Raw genomic sequence first — 19921 nt, forward strand, 5'->3', positions numbered from 1 at the left:
TCTTGGCGGGTCGCCGTCCCGAGGCGGCGCTCCCGTAGCTCCGGGTCAGTGCACGGAGCCGCGGAGACCATACGTCCGGTGCGCGCGCGGCGGAAGCGATCCATCGCGCTCCGGAATCGACAAGGGAAAACATTCGTCACCAATGGATCCTGGCCGGGGTGGGTCCGGGGCGAGGGAGCCGTCGGGGGCGACGTGCTGGAAGATCTGCTCGACCAAGGCGATCACGTGGGGGTCGTCGACGGTGTAGAACTGCCGACGGCCTTCGCGTCGTGCGCTCACCAGACCGGCCAGCCGGAGCTTGGCGAGATGCTGGCTGGCCGTCGGCACGCTGACGCCCACCCGGGCAGCCAGCGTGCCGACGTCGTACTCGCCACAACTCGCCAGCGCGACCAGGTGCAGCCGGACCGGCGCCAGCAACAGGCCGAAAGTCCTGGCCGCGGTAGCGAGCTGTGGCGAGGTCGGCTCGATCATGCGTCCACGCGCTCCTTGGGCGGTATCGGTACCCCGTGCGGATCCCGGGCCGGGTACCCGAGCGCGGCGTCGATCAGGTCCTCGAGCCGATCACTCAACCCCTGCGCGAGGACGACGGCCTCCGCGTGCACCTCGTCGAGCGGTACGCCGAGGACCCGGTGCAGGAAGGTCTCCAGCAACTGGTGCCGTCGCTCGTTCATCAGTAGATGTTGGACGGACGGACCATGCCCTCGGCGAGGTCGCCGAAGCCGGGCGCCATGATCGCGCCGGGGTTGCCGAGGATCTCCTCGACGACCGCGGTCTCGGTGGTGATCAGCAGCGCCGCGATCGAGGCGGCGCTCTCCAGAGCGGCCCGGGTGACCTTGAGCGGGTCGATGACCGCCTCGGCGATCATGTCGCCGTACTCACCGGTGAGTGCGTTGAAGCCGTGGCCGCGCGGCAGTCCGGCGACCTGGGCGACCACCTCGTCGCCGTCGTACCCGGCGTTGATCGCGATCCACCGCAGCGGTTCCGGCAGCGCCCGCCGGACGATCTCCCGGCCGATCGCCGCGTCGCCGGTGAGCTCCAGCTCCGACAACGCCGCCTGGGCCTGGACCAGAGCGGTTCCGCCCCCGGCCAGGACACCCTCCTCGAGCGCGGCACGGGTCGCGGCCAGCGAGTCGTCGACCCGCAGCATCCGCTCCTTCAGCTCGACGCTCGTCGCGCCGCCGACCCGGATCACCGCGACCTTGCCGGCCAGCCGCGCCATCCGCAGTTGCAGACTGTCCTGGTCGGCGTCGATCTTGGCCCGTTCGAACTGCTTCTCCAGCTGGGCGATCCGCGCCTCCACCAGGGACGCGTCGCCGTGGCCGCCGACGATCGTGGTGCTGTTCTCGGTGATCGTGATCCGGTCGCAGGACCCCAGGTGGTCCCGGCTGACCTCGTGCAGGTCGAGGCCGGTGTCCTTCGCGATCACGGTGCCGCCCAGCGCGGTGGCGAGATCCTCCAGCTCCGCGATCCGGCGGTGCCCGAAGCCGGGAGCATGGACGACGACCGACCGCATCGTGTTGTGCATGTTCCCGCCGACCAGCAACTGCAGGGCCGGCCCGTCGACGTCCTCGGCCAGGACGACGAGCGGACGGTCCATGCGCTTGGCGATCTCGACGGTCGGCATGATGTCCTGAACCTGGGTGATCTTCTTGTTCGTCAGCAGGATCACCGGGTTGTCGTAGACGGTCTCCATCCGCTCCCGGTCGGTGACCATGTACGCCGAGACGTACCCGTGGTCGAACTCGATCCCGTCGACGACCTCCACCGACATCCCCAGCGTGTCGGACTCCTCGGTGGTGACGACGCCGTTGCGCCCGACCCAGTCGACCGCGTCGGCGATCACCGCGCCGATGGTCTCGTCGTCGCTGGCCGCCAGCGTCGCGATGTGCCGCAGCTCGTCCCGGCCGCCGACCTCGACCGCCCAGCTCCGCAGCGTCTCGATCACGACCGGCACGGTCTGCTCGATACCGCGCCGTACCCGCATCGGGTTCGCGCCGGCGTCGACCTCGCGCAGCCCTTCGCGGACCATCGCCTGGGCCAGCACGGTCGCGGTGGTGGTGCCGTCGCCGACTACGCCGTTGGTCTTCATCGCGACTTCCTTCACCAGCTGGGCGCCCATGTTCGCGAAGGGTTCGCGCAGCTGGATCTCGCGGGCGATGGTGACGCCGTCGTTGGTGATCGTCGGCGGGCCGGTCAGCTTCTCCAGCACCGCGTTGCGGCCCTTGGGACCGAGTGTCACCTTGATCGCATCGGCCAGCGCGTTCACGCCGGACTCGAGCAACCGCCGGGCGTCGGTGTTGAACCGGAGTTCCTTCGCCATGGTCAGCTCCTTCTAGGGAATGAGGATCGCCCGGCCGCGGACCCGGCCGTGGTCGAGGTCGTCGAGGGCCTGCTGGAAGTCCTCCAGCGGGTACTTCGTGGTGTGCAGCGCGACCTTGCCGCGCGCTGCGAGCTCCATCAGGTCCTGCAGGTCGTTGTAGGAGCCGACCAGGTTCCCGACGAAGTTGATCTCGGTCGAGATGACGTCGATGGTCGGTACGTCGAGGTTCTCGCCGTACCCGACCACGTAGTAGGTGCCGGCCCGGCGCAGCATCTCGATCCCGTCGGCGGTCGCGCCGCCCTCGCCGACGAAGTCGATCACCGCTTCCGCGCCGTGCCGGCCGGTCAGCGCCCGGACCTGTTCGACGTGGGTGCCGTCAGCAACGATTCCGTGGTCGGCGCCGATCTCGACGGCCAGCTCGACCGCCGCCTGGTTGCGGTCGACGACGACCAGGGTCGCTGCCGAGATCGCCTTCAGTACCTGGATCCCGATGTGCCCGAGCCCGCCCGCGCCGATCAGCACGCAGACAGCTCCCGGCCGCAAGATCCGCGCCGCCTTCGCCGCCGCGTGGTACGCGGTCAGCCCGGCGTCCGCGAGCGCGGCGACATCTGCCGGCTCCAGTCCGTCGTCGATCCGTACGACGGAGCGGGCCGTCGTCCGCAAGTAGTCGGCGTACCCGCCGTCCGTGTCGATGCCAGGAAACGCCGACGCCTCGCAGTGCACGTCGTCGCCGGAGCGGCAGGCGCGGCAGAGTCCACAGGTGATCAACGGGTGCAGGATCACCTTGTCGCCGACGGCGACGTTCGTGACGGCGTCGCCGACCGCGTGCACCCAGCCCGCGTTCTCGTGCCCGATCGTGTACGGGAGCCGTACGCCGCTCTTCTCCGCCCACTGCCCTTCGAGGATGTGCAGATCGGTCCGGCAGACACCCGCGCCACCGACCCGCACGATCACGTCCAGCGGCCCGGTGATCTTCGGTTCCGGGATCTCGGTGAGCTGAAGCTTGGTGTGGTACCCGATCACCTGCACCGCTCTCATGTGGTCCTCCTCGTGTCGGTGATGAGACCGCCCGGTTCGTTGTCGTACCTGGTGGCCAGCAGGCCGCGGCAGAAGTGCGCGTTGCCTTCGACCGAGATCCGCACGGCCTTGGCGAAGCGCAGTCGCGCCGGCACGGCCTCGGGCGGCACCGGTACGCCGTCGTCGTCGACGAACACCAGGTCGTCCGGCCGGATGCCCAGTCCGATGGCAGCGCGACGACGCAACAGGGCCTCCGTGTGCGGGCCGCCGGGCAGTTGCCCGAGCGTGAGCCCGGGCAACTGCTCGACGGTCGTACCGGTGGACCTGAGCAGCGCCATCACGCTGCGCTCCATCGCGGCCGTGTGCGCTTTGCGCTGGAAGATCCTGCGCAGCTCGTCCAGGTCCTGCTCCGCCTCGGATCCGAAGGTGCCGACGTACCCCGCGTCCGCGGCGAGGCCGGCGTTGATCTTGTCCGAGTCGTGGTGATCGTCGAGCAGCACGCTCACCACGCCTACGCCCGGCACGCGACGCAGGGCGTCAACTGCGTCGGATGCCATCAGGTAGGCGAAGTTGGGCGCGCAGAACGAGGTCGGTAGCCGGAGATGGACCGTCACGCCCGCAGGGTCGATACGGATCGACCGGACGAAGCCGAGGTCGGTGATGGGCTGGTCCAGCTCCGGGTCGACGACGGTCGCCAGGGCCGCGACGACCTCGGACTGCAGCGCCTGAGTCGACCCTTGGACGACCGCGATCATGACGCCACGGCTTCTTCCGTCGACCCGGCGTCCGCGGGGAGCCTGAGCTCCTCGGGTACGTCGAGGCCGTACAGCGCGGCCGCGTTCAGGCCGAGGATCTTCTTCTTCTGCGCAACGGTGATGGGCGCGTACTCGGTCAGCTCCGCCGGGATCTGGAAGTCGACGAACGCCTCGACCAGCCACTTCGGCGTCCAGAGCGCGTAGTCACTGGAGAACAGGATCCGGTCCTCGCCGATCCAGTAGAGCAGCTCGCCGATGATCTGCGCGAAGTACCCCGGCCGGGTGTGGATGAACGGCATCGCCACCGCGAGACCGCCGTACACGTTGGGCTCCTGGGTCGCGATCCAGCAGAAGTCCTCCAGCCGGGGCAGCCCGACGTGCTCGACGATGAAGTTGAGCCCGGTGTAGTCGGTCGCCACCTTGTCGATGTCGGCGACGTCGAACGAGTCCCGGTCCAGCGGCCGGATGGTGGGGCCCTTGTGGACATGGATGTTCTTGATCCCGAGCTCGAGGCACGCCTCGAGGTAGCGCCGCGACCACGGGTCGTCCAGCTTCCAGCCGCGCGAGTCGCCGTACCACTCGGCGGTGTAGAGCTTGACGCCCTGCAGGTTCATCCGCGCGGCGTCCTTGCGCAGCTGCTCGAGCCCGGCCTCGGCGTGCCGCGGGTCCCAGGCGTGGTTGTAGGTGAGCTTGCCGGGGTTCGCCCGGGTCAGCGCGAGGGCGTCCTCGGTCTGCCCGAAACCGTTGACATAGAAGTCGTTCAGGATCGCGGGCTGGAAGATCGCGTGGTCGACGTACCCGTCCTCGAAGAGGTCCTTCAGCAGCCGCTGACCGCCGTAGTAGGTGTAGGTGTCGTAGTCCCAGACCTCCGCCTCGGGGCTGAGGTTCTTGTGGTAGTCGTAGAAGCAGTCGATGAACTGCTTGCCGTGGATGTTCTTCTGGTTCGCGGCGCGGGCGTCCCACAGGGCGACGTGCGCGTCGACGATGAAGTACTTCTCGCCGTTCTTCTCGTACATCGCCGCCTCACTTCGTGGTGAGGTCGAAGCCGATGTACTCGGCCGCGTCCTCCGGGCTGGCGAACAGGATGGTCTTGTCGTCGAGGTGCACCATCCGGCCGTAGTGGGTCGAGCTGATCTCCTCGAAGACGGAGCCGTCGAACTCCGACCCGAGTGCGTCGGTCAGCTCGGCGTAGTCGAAGTTCAGCAGGCCCACGCCGTCGACGCGGATCATCGACGGGTACTCGGTGAGCTCGACGCCCTCCTTGGCGCCCATCACCTGCGCGACGACCCGGCCGATCGGCGTGTTCATCAAGGTCACGCCACACTTGTTGGAGAACTCGGTGGCCGATCCGAACTGCATGCTCACTGGTCCAGCTCCTTCGGAGAGTCGAGCCCGAGATCCTCGAGCAGCGAACGGAACTTCTGCTTGGCCGCGTCCAGGCTGGACGCGAACGTCACGGACTTCTCGGCCGGCTGCGACCAGATCGGCTGCAGCGCGTGCGCGGCATCGAGGCAGCGCGGAACCCAGGTCGCCATCCACTCGCCGAACAGCGCCTTGTTGGCCTCGCCGTACTCCGCGTCGCGGGTCAGCAGCCGGAACAGGTTGCGGGTGTAGCCGAGATCGCCGGTGCCGACGATGGTCGGCGTGATGTAGTCGCCGTTCCGCGCGGCGATCTGCATCACCAGCTCGGTCCGGAACAGCGATCCGACCAGCTGCTCGAAGACGATGTTGGTGGCGAAGAGCAGCTCGCACCAGTCGCCCACGGCGGTCAGCCGCTCGACCGCCTCACGCGTCGGCTGCCATTCCGGCGCGCTCTTCCAGACCTCTTGGTGGGCGGCGCCGTCGAACGGTACGTCGGCCTCCGACAGGTCGAGGTTGAACAAGGCGAGGTCCTGCGCGAAGCGCATCTTGTGGGCGGCGTTGACGGCGACCGCAGTGTTGATCATGTTCGTCGGGCCGGACCGCTGGATGCTCGTGAACACATGCAGGGCGAGGCCGTTCTCGGCGTGCATCCAGGCGCCCAGGTTGCGCTCGATGAACGTCAGCCAGGCCGGGTTCCAGGCGTCGTACGCTCTGGCCCGCTTGGCGTTCTGCAGGCCGAGGTCGACCTGGCGGACGATCGCGGAGTTGTTCCGGTAGATCGTCTGGTTCCACTCCTCGTTCGGGTCGAGGAACGCGTGCCAGTTCGACGACTTCGCGGCCGTCCACTCCTTCGGGTAGCCGCCGGGACCGTCGCCGAAGCCGTAGATCCAGCCCTGGCTCAGGTGCCGCTCCGGGTCCGGCTGCACGTCGACGGTGACGTCCTCGTACATCGTCGCGCGCAGCTTGGCCGGCTTGTAGTAGTTGTACGCGCGGCTGGTCGAGCTCGGGAACTCCAGCGCGCCGGCCTCGGAGTCGGTGAACTCGATCGTCGGGAAACTGCGCTGCTTGGTTTCTGTCATCTCAGGCTCCATCGCTGGTCGCTGGGCTGGTGAACTTGTCGTAGAAGACCTGGTCCTTCGGCACGTTGCTTGCCTCCAGCAACGTCAGGGCGGCGTCGACCATCGGCGGCGGGCCGCACAGGTAGACCTCGGTGCGGTGCAGCTCCGGCTCCCGCCGTTCGACGACATCGGTGACGTTGCCCTCCTCCACCTGGAGCCCGTCCGAGCCCTGAGCCGACTCGGACAGACACGCGACGAACTCGACCCCAAGCTCCTCGATCGCGTCCAGGTAGAACAGGTCGGCCGCCGTACGGGCGCCGTAGTAGAAGCGGACCGGACGCGTACTGTCGGTCTCCTTCAGGTGCCGCAGGATCGACAGGATCGGCGCCATCCCCGCACCGCCGGCCACACACACCACCGGCAGCACGTGGCCGTCCTTGAGCGTCGACGACCCGTACGGCCCGGTCATGGAGATCTCGTCGCCGACCGCCAGGCCGTCGTCGAGCAGGCCGGAGAACCGGCCGCCGGGGTACTTCTTGATCAGGAACTCGATCTCGCCCGAAGGTGTCGATGGTGTCGTCGCCATCGAGAACGAGCGGTGTTCGTCGGTGCCGGGGATGGTCAGGTCGACGTACTGCCCCGGCTTGAAGTCGAACTGTTCGGCGGGTTCCAGCCGCAGCGACACGATGTCGCGGGTGACGGGTTCGATCGCCGCGACCCGTGTCCCCACGGTCCGGATCGGGATCCCGCCGAGCAGTTCGTCCTCGTCGTAGTTGAGCAGCTCGATCGTGCAGTCGCTGTACGCGTGCGACTTGCAGAGCAGCACGTACCCCTCGGCCACTTCCGCGTCGTTGCAGGCGAAGGTCGAGTAGCGCTCCATCTGGATGTCGCCCTCGAGCAGGTACGACTTGCATGCCGAGCACTGCCCTTCCCGGCAGCCGTGCATCAGATGGATCCCCTGCCGGAACGCGGCGTCCAGGATCTTCTCCTCCTCGCCGACCTCCATCTCGATGCCGACCGGTTCGAACTGGATACGGTGTTTGTCGGCCACCGGGACCTCCTCAGGCCGCAGGCTTGGTGCCGTTGGCCCGGTACGCCGCCACGTGGGCCTCGCGGTCGGCGTCGGACATCTCGTTCAGCAGCACGTTCGGGCTCATGAACGTGTTGCCGCGGACGTCGTCGAGGGTCCACAGCTTCTTCGGGTCGTCCAGGTCCAGGTGCGGCTGCCCGATCAGGGTCTTGCCGTCGTCACGCACGTACCCGAGGTCCTGGACGATGTCGGCCAGATCCTTGTTGTGGTGCAGGGTCTCCCACTCGCGGAACCCGGTCAGGCGGCCCATGTTCGGTGTCGGCCGGCCGTCGTACTCGCCGCGGAACGCGACCGCGTCGGTCCAGTAGCACGTCTCCGAGCAGTACGTGCGCCACTGGTCGTCGACCTTCTCGACCACCATGTCCTCGCGGATCAGCGCCGGCACCATGCACGTCCAGCAGCGGTGCGGGTACTGGTACCCGACCTCCTCGAACGCGATCGGCTTGTTCCGGCCCGGGTACGCGAGCCGGTTGTAGTTCTCCCACCACTTGCCGTACTTCGAGTACCAGCCCGGGTACTTGTGCTCGAACCACTCGAAGTCCTTGTCGGTCATCGCGTCGATCCGCCAGTAGTTCACCGGCCAGCCGGTCGCGAAGAACCGCGCCACCTCGTGCACGTACCCCTTGTTGGTGATCCGGTTCCACGCTTCCTCGACCAGGTCGTGCGGAATCGTGAGCCCGTACTTCTCCAGCGGCAGCAGGTAGCTGCGGTAGTAGTCGTCGTAGATCCAGCGCCGCCACATCTCGGCGTACGACTCGCGGTCCTTGCGGCGGTCCTTCGTCCCGTACTCGATGAACGTGCCGATCGCGGCGTCCACGACACAGTGGTTGTTCCACCACGCGTACCGCAGGTCACGCTCCAGCAGCGGCCGGTTGCGCTCGTCGGCCAGTGCCATCAGCAGGATCGAGTACCCGTTGCTGATGTGCCGCGACTCGTCGGACTGCACCGAGTGGAACACGGTCGGCAGCAGGTAGTCGCCGTTCGCGGCCGCCTCGTCGGGCATCGCGACGAACAACGTGTTGGTGAACGCGGTCTCGGCGACCACGGTCAGGTAGATGTTCGCGGCGGTGATCGCGTCACCGGTGATGAACCCCTCGCCGAACTGCCGGCCGATGGTGCCCGCGTAGTTGTTCGCGAACGCCTTCTCGGTCATGTCGAACCCGGCCGGGTCGATGTAGTTGTTCATGTACAGGCGCTTGAGGTTCATCTGGATCGTCGAGTGCCTGACCTCGTCGATCATCTGCACCGCGAGCCCGTTGTGGATCTCCGGGTTCGGTACGGCGTCGATCGCCATCGGCATCGCCCGCGCGGCCGAGATCTCCGGGAACGGGATGATGCTGAGGAACAGCTTCTGCCACTCCAGCCAGCGCTGCTGCACCTGGCGGAACATGTTCCCGCGGATGGCGCCGTCCATGGCGCCGTACACGCGGTTGTCCTTCTCCTCCTCCATCGGGAAGTAGGACCGCATGATCTGCTTCAGCGGGTCCTTCTTCGGCGCCTTCTCGAAGGTGTAGTCGGTGCCGAACCGGGTCGCCGGGGTCGCGAACGTCGGTTCCCAGGACAGCTCGGTGATCTTGGCGTGCGCCTTGGTGAGACTCTGCCTGCTCAATTGGGGCCTCCATCATCGGGGTTGAGAAGAGATGAAAGCCGCCGATCGGAGGTCTCTGTGTCTCAATGTGAGATGGCGGTCCCGCGCCAGGCCGCTACCGTGGGAGCAGTTCCGCTGGTGACGGACGTGAAGGAGACGGCCATGGGCGCTGCGCAACCGGTCCGCGATCCGATCAAGTTCTCGTGGGAGCGTTCACACGCCTCGCAGGTGGACATCGACCGTCCGGCGCCCGTGTACTTCGACCGGATCGACCGGGAGACCACGCTGATGCGGGCGGCCCGGCCGGTCATCGACGCGCTGTCGGCGGAGCTCCACAACGAGCCGGTCTGCATCATCCTGACCGACGCGAAGGGCGTCGTCCTCGACCGCCGCGGCGGCGACCCCGCCCTGCTCCGGCGCCTGGACTCGGTCGACCTCGCCCCCGGATTCCAGTACGCCGAGTCCGCGGTCGGGACCAACGGGATCGGTACGGCGCTCGAGGTCTGCGGACCGATCCTGGTCGACGGCGCCGAGCACTACAACGGGAAGCTGCGGATGTTCTCCTGCGCCGGCGCCCCGATCACGCATCCGGTCACCGGCGGCCTGCTCGGCGTACTGGACATCACCACCCAGGCCAGGAACTCGAACTCGATCCTGCTGTCGTTCGCCAAACTCGCGGCGCGGCGGATCCACGAGCGGGTCGTCGAGGAGGCGAACGCGCTCGACCACGCCCTGCTCAGTGACTACTACGCCGCCTGCCGGCACAGCGGCGGACCGGTGCTCGCGCTCGGCGACGAGGTCTTCATGATGAACGCCTACGTGCAGGCGCGCTTCGACGCCGTCGACCAGGCGGCCCTGATCGACCGCACCCGCGACGCGCGCGGCGGCACGAAACCGCAGGTCTTCCTCACCGATCTGCCCAGCGGAACCACCGCCCGGATGGCCTACCGGCCGACCTTCGTCGGCGACACCCTCGCCGGCGGGGTGATCCAGATCAAGGAGCAAGGTCTCCCGGCCCGCGGGCATCAGGTGACGCGCCTCCCGGTGGTCCCCGGGACGACCGGAACCAGCGCGGTCTGGCAGCACATCATCCAGGAGATGCTGCACGCGTGCAGCCGGGCCGAGTGGCTGATCGCCGACGGCGAGCCGGGTGCGGGCAAGCTGTCGCTGCTGCGCGCGGTCCGCCGGCAGGTGGCGCCCGACCGGCGGCTCGCGGTCCTCGATCCGGCGGTGACAGGCGAGGACCTGGTGGCCGAGGCCCGCGCGGAACTGGAGTCCGGCGCCGATCTGATCATCCGCCGGGCGCACCTGCTGACCGGCGAGGTTCTCGACGGCTTCACCGAGCTCCTGCAGAGCGTCCGCGACGGCGCGACGGCCGGGGACGCCTGGGTCGCGCTCACGCTGCCCGCGGATCGCACCGAGATCGCCGACGAACTGCTGGCCTTCTTTCCGCGCACCGTCGAGGTGCCGCCGCTGCGGCATCACGTCGAGGACGTCCCGGCCCTCGTCCGGGCGCTGCTCGCGAAGGCCGGTATCAACGGCCTGACGTTCTCCACCGCCACGATGAACCAGCTGATGCGGCTGCCGTGGGCGGGCAACATCACCCATCTGCGGTCGGTCCTCGCGGCAGTGGCCAGGCGCCGCCGGTCCGGCGTGGTCGAGCTGGCCGACCTGCCACCCGAGTGCAGGGCCACGACCCGGCGGCAGCTGACCCCGATCGAGGCCCTCGAGCGGGACGCGATCGTCGACGCGTTGTCGACGTACGACGGTGACAAGAAGGCCTCCGCCACCGCGCTCGGGATGTCCCGGGCAACCATCTACCGCAAGATCCGCGAGTACGGAATCGTCACCTGACGGGGCGCCCCGATCAAAAACGGACAAACCCGAGCAGTGTGTGATCGAGGCGTCACGATCCGCCGCGTTTATTGCAGATCGTTACCACCGTGGAACCACCCGGGCCTGCGACCGCACCCCCGGCTCCGCTAGGTTCTGGCCATGAGCGATTCCGACACGCTGACGAAAACCGGTCTGGTAGCGCTGACCGGCGTCAACAAGCATTTCGGCGAACTGCACGTCCTGAAGGACATCAACCTGTCCATCGACCAGGGCGAGGTCGTCGTGGTGATCGGGCCGTCCGGGTCCGGCAAGTCGACGCTCTGCCGCGCGATCAACCGGCTGGAACCGATCGACTCCGGCAGCATCCTGCTCGACGGCCAGCCGCTGCCCAGCGAGGGCAAGGCACTCGCGAGGCTGCGGGCCGATGTCGGCATGGTGTTCCAGTCGTTCAACCTGTTCGCGCACAAGACGATCCTGCAGAACGTCACCCTCGGCCCGACCAAGGTCCGCGGCAAGTCCAAGTCCGAGGCGGACGAGCGCGCGAAGGCGTTGCTCGACCGGGTCGGCGTCGGCGCCCAGGCGGCGAAGTACCCGGCCCAGCTGTCCGGCGGTCAGCAGCAGCGCGTGGCGATCGCCCGCGCACTGGCCATGGATCCCAAGGTGATGCTGTTCGACGAGCCCACCTCGGCGCTGGACCCGGAGATGATCAAGGAGGTCCTCGACGTCATGGTCGACCTCGCCGGCCAGAGCATGACGATGGTCGTGGTGACCCACGAGATGGGCTTCGCCCGCCGGGCGGCGAACCGGGTCGTCTTCATGGCCGACGGGCAGATCGTCGAGGAAGCCGAGCCGGAGAAGTTCTTCACCGACCCGCAGACCAAGCGGGCGCAGGACTTCCTCTCGAAGATCCTCACCCACTGACCGCACCGGCCGTTCTCAGCGCAGTACCGAAACAACGGAGGAAAAGACAATGCGACAGCGAATCATCGCTGCCCTCGGCATCGCGGGGCTGGCTGCGACCGGACTGGTCGCTTGCGGCGACGACTCGGGCTCGGGCTCCGGCTCCGGCGGTGGCGAGAAGATCACCATCGGCATCAAGTACGACCAGCCGGGTATCGGCCTCAAGGAAGGCACGAACTACACCGGCATGGACGTCGACGTGGCGAAGTACGTCGCCAAGGAGCTCGGCTACTCCGAGGACAACATCACGTTCAAGGAGTCCCCGTCGGCCCAGCGCGAGACGTTGCTGGCCAACGGGCAGGTCAAGATGATCTTCGCGTCGTACTCGATCACCGACGCGCGCAAGGAGAAGGTCTCCTTCGCCGGTCCGTACCTGACCGCCGGCCAGGACCTGCTGGTCAAGGCCGACAACACCGACATCACCGGTCCGGACGCGCTGAACGGCAAGAAGCTGTGTTCGGTGACCGGCTCCACGTCGGCGCAGAAGGTCAAGGACAAGTTCGCCAAGACCGTGCAGCTGCAGGAGTACGACGGCTATTCCAAGTGCGTCGAGGCCCTCGGCGCCGGCGCGGTCGACGCACTGACCACGGACAACACCATCCTGGCCGGCTACGCCTCGCAGGCCGCCAACCAGGGCAAGTTCAAGGTGGTCGGCAAGACCTTCTCGACCGAGCGCTACGGCGTCGGCCTGAAGAAGGGCGACACCGAGACCTGCACCAAGGTCAACGACGCGCTGAAGAAGATGGTCGACTCCGGCGAGTGGCAGAAGGCCTTCGACAAGAACCTCGGCCCGTCGGGGCTGAAGCTCGACGCGGCGACGAACCCGCCGAAGACCTTCGACGCCTGCGCCTGATCGACGCCGCCGGGGAGGGACCGTTCGCGGTCCCTCCCCGGCGCGCTGATCTCCACCTCGTTCCCCAGCAGGAGAAACATGGACGTGATTTCGGAGTTCTTCTCCGAGTACGACGGTCTCGCGGCGTTCCGGACGACCATCTACCTGACACTGCTGTCGGCGGTGCTCGCACTGCTGATCGGCACTGTCGTGGCGGTGATGCGGGTCTCGCCGGTCCGAGTGCTGCAGCTGATCGGCACCGCCTACGTGAACATCGTCCGGAACACCCCGCTGACGCTGGTCATCGTGTTCTGCAACCTGGGGCTGTTCCTGCAACTCGGTGTCTCGCTGGCGAACAAGGACTCGAACACCTTCATCAACGACAACAACTTCCGCCTGGCCGTCCTCGGCCTGTCGGTCTACCACGCGTCGTTCGTCGCCGAGGCGATCCGTAGCGGTGTGAACACCGTGCCGCTCGGGCAGGCCGAGGCGGCCCGCGCGATCGGCCTGCCGTTCCTGAAGACGCTGCGGTACGTCGTCCTCCCGCAGGCGTTCCGCGGTGCGATCACGCCGCTGGGCAACGTGCTGATCGCGCTGACCAAGAACTCGACGGTCGCCTCCGTCATCGGTGTCACCGAGGCCTCCGCGGTGATGAAGGTGATGATCGAGAACCGGCCCGACGTGCTCTTCGTGGTGTTCGGCATCTTCGCCATCGGCTTCGTCATCCTGACGCTACCGGTCGGCATGCTGTTCACCTCGATGTCCAAGCGGCTGGCGGTGAAGCGATGAGCGGCAGCGTTCTGTTCGATGCGCCCGGCCCGCGGTCGAAGCGCCTGTACGCCGCGGTCGGTGTCGCCAGCATCGTCGCACTGTTCCTGGCTCTCTGGTTCGTCATCGACAGGTTCAACGAGAAGGGGCAGCTCACCGCGGCGAAGTGGAAGCCGTTCCTGACCGGAGAGATCTGGACCGCGTATCTGCTCCCCGGCCTGGCCGGAACGCTGACCGCAGCCGCGATCTCGGTCGTCCTGGCGATGATCGTCGGGGTCCTGCTGGGCGTCGGGAGGCTGTCGGCCGCCGTCTGGATCCGGTGGCCTTGCAGCGTGATCGTCGAGTTCTTCCGCGCGGTGCCGGTGCTGCTGATGATGCTGTTCACCTTCGCCCTGTACGCGCACTACGAGGTGTTCCCGCCGGAGCAGTACGCCCTGGCGGCCGTCGTCACCGCCCTGACGCTGTACAACGGCGCCGTGGTCGCCGAACTCGTTCGCTCCGGCGTCTTCTCGCTGCCGAAGGGACAGCGCGAGGCGGCCCTGGCGATCGGCCTGACCGGCGGCAAGACGATGCGGCTGGTGCTGTTGCCACAGGCAATCACGGCGATGTTGCCGGCGATCGTCGGCCAACTGGTCGTGATCCTCAAGGACACCGCGCTCGGCTACATCATCACCTACGAGGAACTGCTCCGGAAGGCGGAGCAGATCGGTAACTTCAAGGTGAACCTGTTGCCGGCACTGATCGTCGTGGGTGCGATCTTCGTGATCGTGAACTACCTGCTCGGCCTGCTCGCCAACCGGGTCGAGACGATGATGCGCCGCCGGGGCCGCTCGGCCGGCGGCCCTCTCACCGCCGACCCGATCGATCAGACCGGCGGTGCCGGCCTCACCGGTGTCACCACCGGCGCCGACGACACGTCGGACACCGGCAGCTGAGCAGCCTTCACTTCCAAGGTCCCGGGACGATTCGTCCCGGGACCTTTTCTTTGCTCGCGGCAACTGATAACTCTCCGCAGCGCTATCCTGACGTTCGGTAGCTGACACCTTTCGATTGGGGAGAATCGATCATGAGAGTTCCTCAGGTTGTCGCCGCGACGACGGCCGCCGTACTGGTGCTGACAGCAACGGCCACGCCCGCGGACGCGGACGCGGCCCGGCCGAAGTGCGCCGTGCCGATCGTCGCCAAGGTCTTCGACCACGACCAGACCGGTGGCTGGTGGGCGATCACGGTCGACATGCACTGCGACAACTACAAGTACACCAAGGAGTTCGTCCTCTCGGTCTACAACCGGCGTACCCGCGAGCCGTACTTCTTCCAGACTCTGCCCACCACGGTCAGCAGGTACCACAAGGTGGTCACGGTTCCCTCGACGCCACCGAGCGCGAAGGAGTCCGCGTGTGTCGACGCGTCGGCAGCGATCTTCGGCCCGAACGAGGATCCGCTGAACAGCGAGCGCACGTACGACTGCTTCCCGACCGCCTCGCCGGCCTGAGGAGACGACGATGAACCGAATCCGGACGCTCGTCGCGATGATCGCCGGCACGGCGCTTCTGGCCACCCTGCCTGCGACCGCGAGCGCTGAACCTCGACCGACCGGCCAGAGTCAGGACTTCTGCTGGGACGCCGATGCGAACTTCGCGCCGGCCGGCGGCGGCACGCACGGACGGGCCAATGTGCTCGCTCACTGCGAGGCCCAGGCGCAGTCCTGGCGGATCGACGTCTACGTCAACGGCGAGTGGTGGGCGTACAGCACCGGCGGCAAGATCAAGGGGTACGGCGAGTACTGGCTCGGGGTCGACGTCCCCCGGATGCCGAAACCGAACGACAAACGCGGCAACTTCGTCTGGGCCAAGGTCACCTACAAACTCGGCACCTGGGAGAACGTCTACCGCGAAGAACTCGGCTGGTTCCCCTGCAAGACCTGCACCGGCTGAGAGAAATGGCCCCGGGACGACACGTCCCGGGGCCGGCGATTGTTCGGAGAAGCGGTCAAGAACGTGATCCCTGGATACTTGCCACGCTGAGACCGCTGTAGATCAGAGTGCCGCGGACGTAGGACCTGGAGAAGGTCTGTCGTCCGCACACCGATTGGTGCCACGCGGAAGCGCTCGCGTAGATCCGCGTGCTCCACACCGTGTAGCCATTGGCAGCGCTCTTCAGTTCAATCAACATCTCGCTGGGGCGAGACCCGGCGCCGACCGTCACGCAGCCGTTGCTGTAGGGAAAGACGCGTCCGGTGTCGCACGTCCCGGCGAAACCGATGTAGCAGATGTACTTGACGTCTGCCTGCGCCTCTTGCTCGGCAACAATCGAGAACGCCGCCAGCATCAAACAGGCCAGCAGAATGCGTACTGCGGGATTCCTCCGTCGGCCTTTCATGACGATCTCAGATTCCTCCGATCCCCGAGCGCCTACCAGAGTTCACCATTGCAACTTCATGCAACCTGTTCAGCGGAGGGTGTTGAAGGAGTCGCGGAGGATTTCGAGGGCTTCGGTGGCTTCTGCTTCGGTGAGGGTCATGGGGGGTGCCATGCGGAGGACGTTGCCGTAGAGGCCGCCCTTGCCGACCAGGAGGCCGCGGTTCTTGGTTTCCTGCTGGAGCTTGGCCGTCGCGGCGGCGTCGGGGCTGTTGTCGTCGGGTTTGACCAGCTCGGCGGCGAGCATCAGTCCTTTGCCGCGGACGTCGCCGAGTTCGGGGAACTCGTCGGAGATGCCGCGCAGGCCGTCGACGAGTTGCGCGCCGCGCTTGGCCGCGTTCGCCTGCAGGTCCTTGTCGAGCAGGTAGTCGATCGTGGCCTTCGCGGCACTGGTCGAGATCGGGTTGCCGCCGAACGTCGACAGCGAGTTCGCCTTGACGCTGTCCATCAGATCAGCCTTTGCGACAACCCCGCCGATCGCGAACCCGTTCCCGAGGCCCTTCGCGAACGTCATCGCATCAGGTACGACGTCGTGGGCCTGGATCCCCCAGAAGTGATCGCCGGTCCGGCCCCATCCGGTCTGCACCTCGTCCGCGATCAGCAGGATGCCGTACTCGTCGAGCACCTGTTTGAACGCGCCGTACAGCCCGTCCGGGGGTGACGAGAATCCGCCGACACCCTGGATCGGCTCGAGGATCAGGCAGGCGACGTCGCCGGACGTGGTGGTCTCGATGACGTTGCGCAGGTCGTCGACGCAGACCTTGATGTACTCCGCGTCGGGCAGGTCGCGGAACGGGCTGCGGTACCGGTACGCGCCCTGCACGTACTGCACGTTCACCGGCGACAGGCTGCTCGCGGACCAGCCGCGGTTGCCGGTGATCGCGACCGTGCCGAACGCACGGCCGTGGTACGAGTTGCGCATCGCCAGCACCTGGTTGGAGCGGCGGTTCTGGGTGGCGAGCAGGAGCGCCGTCTCGTTCGCCTCGGTGCCGCTGTTGGCGAAGAAGACCTTGGCGTTCGGGATCCCGGACAGCTCGGCGATCTGCTCGGCCAGCTCGATCTGCTTGCGGATCAGGTACACCGTCGAGGTGTGCGCGATCCCGGACGACAGCTGCTCGCGGACCGCGTCGGAGATCTCCGCGATGTCGTAGCCGATCGCGTTGGTGAGGATGCCGGCGAAGAAGTCGAGGTACGTGTTCCCCTCACCGTCGGTGACCCGGCGCCCGGACCCCTGCACGATCTCGATCGGCTCCTCGTAGTACAACGCGAGCCAAGCCGGCATAACGGCCTTGTGACGCTCCCAGAGCTCCGCATGTGTCATGCCCTAAGCATTACCTCAGGTGATAGCGGGCGTCTATTAGTGTGCTCCCCGTGACGTTGCCGAGCATTCCGCATGTGGATATCGAGTCGCTGGAGCAGTTCGACCGGCTGCTGGCCGCTGGCGCCACCGCGATGGCCGGGTGGCGGGTGCAGTCGGTGGATCTGACCGGCCGTACGGCGGAACTCCTGGGGCTGCAGCCGACCGGCTCGGTGTTCCTCGGCTGCCTGCTGGACGACAAGGCCGACGGCTGGGTCCGGGACGGCGGCGGGCTGGTGTTCCCGGCGATCCCGGAGCTGCCGTTCGACGCGTACCGTGGGCGGCTGTACGACGCGGACGAGCTGTACGCCGGCCTCGAGAACGGGTACGACGCCACGCCGGACGCCCGGATCTACGCGTGGTCCCGGCAGCACGACGAGAAGGGCGACACCAGCCGTACGCTCGCCACCTCGCTGCACGACCACGCGATCGCGGACGCGCTGGCGGAACTCCCCGACGAGGAGCCGTGGGTCGGGGTGATGGGCGGTCACGGCGTACTGCGGGGCGACGCCAACTACCGCGCCGCCGTACTGCTCGGCCGGACGCTTGCCCGGCGCAACCGTGTCGTCGTCACCGGCGGCGGTCCGGGTGCGATGGAGGCCGCCAACCTCGGGGCGTCGCTGGCGTCGTACGACGAGGCCGACGTCGACGCCGCGCTGGCCGAGCTGGCCGCCGTACCGTCGTTCCGCCCGTCGATCGGCGCGTGGGCGGCCGCCGGGCTCGGGGTACGCGCCCGGTTCCCCGGGAACGGCGGGGTGTCGATCCCGACCTGGTTCTACGGGCACGAGCCGCCGAACGTGTTCGCCGGCTCGATCGCGAAGTACTTCTCGAACGCCCAGCGCGAGGACGTCCTCCTCGGCCGCGCTCGCGGCGGCATCATCTACCTCCCCGGCGCCGCCGGCACCGTCCAGGAAGTCTTCCAGGCCGTCACCCCCAACTACTACGGCGACGCGGCCACCCAGATCCCACTGATCCTCGTCGGCATCAACCACTGGACGGTCCACCTCCCCGTCTGGCCGCTCCTCCAGTCACTGGCAGCCGACCGGCAGATGACGCACTCCATCCACCTGGTCGACACCATCGATCAGGCTGCAGAACTCGTCAGCTGACCTGCTGTGGCTTGAACTGCATCTGCGGGTTGGCGTACGCGTCCTGTGACTCCACGAGCTGCAGCTCGCGCTCACCCGACTCGTGGGTGCGCGTCAGCAGGTCGAAGACGCTCGAGGTCGTACGCGCGAGCGCATCCGCGAGATCACCCGTACTGCGGTAGTGCGCCGTGAAGAGCGCGGCCGTCACGTCACCCGAGCCGTTCGCCTTCATCGGGATGTACGGCGTCTGCACGATCCACGCACCACTGTCGTCGACCGCCAGCATCTCGATCGTGCCGTCCTCGCGCTCCGGACGCTCGACGCTGGTGACGAGCACCGTGCGCGGTCCGGTCGCGCGGACCAGCTCCACCGCGGCCAGCGTGGACTCGAGCGTGTCAGGCTCGGTGCCGGTCAGGAAGCCCAGCTCGAACTGGTTGGGCGTGATGATGTCAGCTGCCGGAACCACCCGATCGCGCAGCAGCACCGGGATCGCCGGTGCGACGAAGCACCCGGACTTCGCGTTGCCCATCACCGGGTCACAGGAGTACACCGCCGCGGGGTTGGCCGCCTTCACCCGCTCCACCGTCTCGAGAATCACGTCGGCGATCCCCTCACCGCCCTGGTAGCCCGAAAGCACCACGTCGATCTGCGGAAGCACCCCGCGATCCTCGATCCCGAGCAGAACCTCTCGCACGTCCTCCGGACTGATCAGCGGCCCCCGCCACGCCCCGTACCCGGTGTGGTTGGAGAAGTTCACCGTGTACACCGGCAACACCTCCACCCCAATCCGCTGAAGCGGAAACACAGCCGCCGAATTACCCACATGCCCAAACGCAACCGCCGACTGAACCGAGAGGATCTTCACCCCCCGATCATCCCATTGCACCGGCGGCAGCCGCCGCCCCGGTCAGCTGAGGGTCTTCGTCAGCTTCACGTCCTCCTCCGCGAACCCGAGCCGGCCGTAGAAGGCACGGGCGTTGGCGTTGGCAGCCCCGGTCTCAAGCGAGATCGTGCTCAGACCACATCGTCTGGCGTGAGCGGTGACCGCATCCAGCAGTGCTCGCCCGACACCACGACCCTCATACGCCGGAGCGACCACCAGCTCGCCGACGTACAACTCCGGATCACCGGACCAGTGCGTGCGCTGCTCGCCGGACACGAAGCCTGCAATGCCGTCGCTGTCCTCGGCGACATACACGAAGCTGGCCGGGTCGCCGGAGCGCTCGAGGGCGTCAGCGACCCATCCGGTGACGGCTGTCAGGACCTTCTCGGAGGAGCGCCAGGGCGCTACGCCTTCGGTCAGGCGTGGGGCGAGGGCGAGGACGGCTGGGCGGTCTGCCTCTTCGTACCGGCGTAGGTGCATGCGGCCCAGTTTGAGTTCCTAAGGGATGTCAAGCCGCCGACGGATTCGTAGACTTGGTGTTGGCGGGTCGGGATGCTGGAGCGCTTTGCGACTCCTTCTGCTCCCGGCCC

22 protein-coding genes are annotated in these 19921 nt (G+C 67.4%); 8 read left to right on the top strand and 14 right to left on the bottom strand.

All coding sequences use genetic code 11. The features are described from left to right. Nucleotides 1-45 precede the first annotated feature (45 nt). Genes E0H50_RS40750 through E0H50_RS40795 form a run of 10 tightly spaced genes read right to left on the bottom strand, consistent with a single transcriptional unit; the run spans nucleotide 46 to nucleotide 9211 of the window. Nucleotides 46-471 (bottom strand): ArsR/SmtB family transcription factor, encoded by a 426-nt coding sequence (locus E0H50_RS40750; RefSeq protein WP_131296524.1) that lies wholly within the window; start codon nucleotides 469-471, stop codon nucleotides 46-48. Further along, nucleotides 468-671 carry a metal-dependent transcriptional regulator gene (locus E0H50_RS40755; protein ID WP_131296525.1) on the bottom strand — a complete coding sequence of 68 codons (204 nt, stop codon included), beginning with the start codon at nucleotides 669-671 and terminating at the stop codon, nucleotides 468-470. The genes E0H50_RS40750 and E0H50_RS40755 overlap by 4 nt, the downstream gene beginning before the upstream one ends. Beyond that, nucleotides 671-2320 (bottom strand): chaperonin GroEL, encoded by a 1650-nt coding sequence (gene groL, locus E0H50_RS40760; protein WP_131296526.1) that lies wholly within the window; start codon nucleotides 2318-2320, stop codon nucleotides 671-673. Before groL ends, E0H50_RS40755 begins: the two co-directional genes overlap by 1 nt. 12 nt (nucleotides 2321-2332) lie before the next feature. Beyond that, on the bottom strand, nucleotides 2333-3358 hold the full coding sequence (locus E0H50_RS40765) for an NAD(P)-dependent alcohol dehydrogenase (RefSeq protein WP_131296527.1): 1026 nt from the start codon (nucleotides 3356-3358) through the stop codon (nucleotides 2333-2335). Then, nucleotides 3355-4092, bottom strand: a complete 738-nt coding sequence (locus E0H50_RS40770; RefSeq protein ID WP_131296528.1) for an iron-sulfur cluster assembly protein — start codon at nucleotides 4090-4092, stop codon at nucleotides 3355-3357. The genes E0H50_RS40765 and E0H50_RS40770 overlap by 4 nt, the downstream gene beginning before the upstream one ends. Next, the gene (locus E0H50_RS40775; RefSeq protein WP_131296529.1) at nucleotides 4089-5108 is read right to left on the bottom strand and encodes an amidohydrolase family protein; all 1020 of its coding nucleotides are present in this window, start codon (nucleotides 5106-5108) and stop codon (nucleotides 4089-4091) included. The genes E0H50_RS40770 and E0H50_RS40775 overlap by 4 nt, the downstream gene beginning before the upstream one ends. 7 nt (nucleotides 5109-5115) lie before the next feature. Beyond that, a complete protein-coding gene (mimD, locus tag E0H50_RS40780; RefSeq protein ID WP_131296549.1) occupies nucleotides 5116-5451 on the bottom strand; it encodes a propane 2-monooxygenase effector subunit MimD in 336 nt (111 codons plus the stop codon). 2 nt (nucleotides 5452-5453) lie between these two features. Continuing rightward, entirely contained in the window at nucleotides 5454-6533 is a 1080-nt protein-coding gene (locus tag E0H50_RS40785) for an aromatic/alkene monooxygenase hydroxylase subunit beta (RefSeq protein WP_131296530.1), read from the bottom strand. A gap of 1 nt (nucleotide 6534) precedes the next feature. Then, complete coding sequence (locus tag E0H50_RS40790; protein ID WP_131296531.1) at nucleotides 6535-7563, bottom strand: FAD-binding oxidoreductase; 1029 nt, start codon at nucleotides 7561-7563, stop codon at nucleotides 6535-6537. Between the two features lie 10 nt (nucleotides 7564-7573). Continuing rightward, nucleotides 7574-9211, bottom strand: coding sequence for a ferritin family protein (locus E0H50_RS40795; protein WP_131296532.1), 1638 nt, complete (start codon nucleotides 9209-9211; stop codon nucleotides 7574-7576). 141 nt (nucleotides 9212-9352) lie between these two features. Here E0H50_RS40795 and E0H50_RS40800 point away from each other — a divergent pair, with 141 nt between their 5' ends. The 7 genes from E0H50_RS40800 (at nucleotide 9353) to E0H50_RS40830 (ending at nucleotide 15520) form a co-directional block, all read left to right on the top strand. Next, nucleotides 9353-11044: a sigma-54-dependent Fis family transcriptional regulator gene (locus E0H50_RS40800; protein ID WP_131296533.1), complete on the top strand. Its 1692-nt coding sequence runs from the start codon at nucleotides 9353-9355 to the stop codon at nucleotides 11042-11044. 141 nt (nucleotides 11045-11185) lie between these two features. Then, nucleotides 11186-11947: an amino acid ABC transporter ATP-binding protein gene (locus tag E0H50_RS40805; protein WP_131296534.1), complete on the top strand. Its 762-nt coding sequence runs from the start codon at nucleotides 11186-11188 to the stop codon at nucleotides 11945-11947. A gap of 49 nt (nucleotides 11948-11996) precedes the next feature. Continuing rightward, the gene (locus tag E0H50_RS40810; RefSeq protein WP_131296535.1) at nucleotides 11997-12839 is read left to right on the top strand and encodes a glutamate ABC transporter substrate-binding protein; all 843 of its coding nucleotides are present in this window, start codon (nucleotides 11997-11999) and stop codon (nucleotides 12837-12839) included. A 78-nt stretch (nucleotides 12840-12917) separates the two neighbouring features. Further along, on the top strand, nucleotides 12918-13607 hold the full coding sequence (locus tag E0H50_RS40815) for an amino acid ABC transporter permease (protein WP_131296536.1): 690 nt from the start codon (nucleotides 12918-12920) through the stop codon (nucleotides 13605-13607). Continuing rightward, nucleotides 13604-14521 (top strand): amino acid ABC transporter permease, encoded by a 918-nt coding sequence (locus E0H50_RS40820; protein ID WP_131296537.1) that lies wholly within the window; start codon nucleotides 13604-13606, stop codon nucleotides 14519-14521. The genes E0H50_RS40815 and E0H50_RS40820 overlap by 4 nt, the downstream gene beginning before the upstream one ends. Nucleotides 14522-14652: 131 nt before the next feature. Continuing rightward, complete coding sequence (locus tag E0H50_RS40825) at nucleotides 14653-15078, top strand: hypothetical protein (RefSeq protein WP_131296538.1); 426 nt, start codon at nucleotides 14653-14655, stop codon at nucleotides 15076-15078. A 10-nt stretch (nucleotides 15079-15088) separates the two neighbouring features. Then, complete coding sequence (locus E0H50_RS40830; protein ID WP_131296539.1) at nucleotides 15089-15520, top strand: hypothetical protein; 432 nt, start codon at nucleotides 15089-15091, stop codon at nucleotides 15518-15520. A gap of 55 nt (nucleotides 15521-15575) precedes the next feature. On the opposite strand, the gene E0H50_RS40835 is transcribed toward E0H50_RS40830, so the two are convergent. Further along, on the bottom strand, nucleotides 15576-15965 hold the full coding sequence (locus tag E0H50_RS40835; RefSeq protein WP_131296540.1) for a hypothetical protein: 390 nt from the start codon (nucleotides 15963-15965) through the stop codon (nucleotides 15576-15578). A 69-nt stretch (nucleotides 15966-16034) separates the two neighbouring features. Continuing rightward, a complete protein-coding gene (locus tag E0H50_RS40840; protein WP_131296541.1) occupies nucleotides 16035-17324 on the bottom strand; it encodes an aspartate aminotransferase family protein in 1290 nt (429 codons plus the stop codon). 50 nt (nucleotides 17325-17374) lie between these two features. On the opposite strand from E0H50_RS40840, the gene E0H50_RS40845 reads away from it, so the two are divergent. Then, a complete protein-coding gene (locus E0H50_RS40845; protein WP_202868556.1) occupies nucleotides 17375-18469 on the top strand; it encodes an LOG family protein in 1095 nt (364 codons plus the stop codon). Here E0H50_RS40845 and pdxY read toward each other — a convergent pair. Both pdxY and E0H50_RS40855 read right to left on the bottom strand, forming a co-directional pair. Next, nucleotides 18462-19313, bottom strand: a complete 852-nt coding sequence (pdxY, locus tag E0H50_RS40850) for a pyridoxal kinase PdxY (RefSeq protein ID WP_131296542.1) — start codon at nucleotides 19311-19313, stop codon at nucleotides 18462-18464. The genes E0H50_RS40845 and pdxY overlap by 8 nt on opposite strands. 42 nt (nucleotides 19314-19355) lie before the next feature. Beyond that, nucleotides 19356-19811, bottom strand: coding sequence for a GNAT family N-acetyltransferase (locus E0H50_RS40855; protein ID WP_165547466.1), 456 nt, complete (start codon nucleotides 19809-19811; stop codon nucleotides 19356-19358). Between the last annotated feature and the right edge of the window lie 110 nt (nucleotides 19812-19921).

The sequence above is a fragment of the Kribbella sindirgiensis genome, from assembly GCF_004331435.1.
GTDB classification, from domain to species: domain Bacteria; phylum Actinomycetota; class Actinomycetes; order Propionibacteriales; family Kribbellaceae; genus Kribbella; species Kribbella sindirgiensis.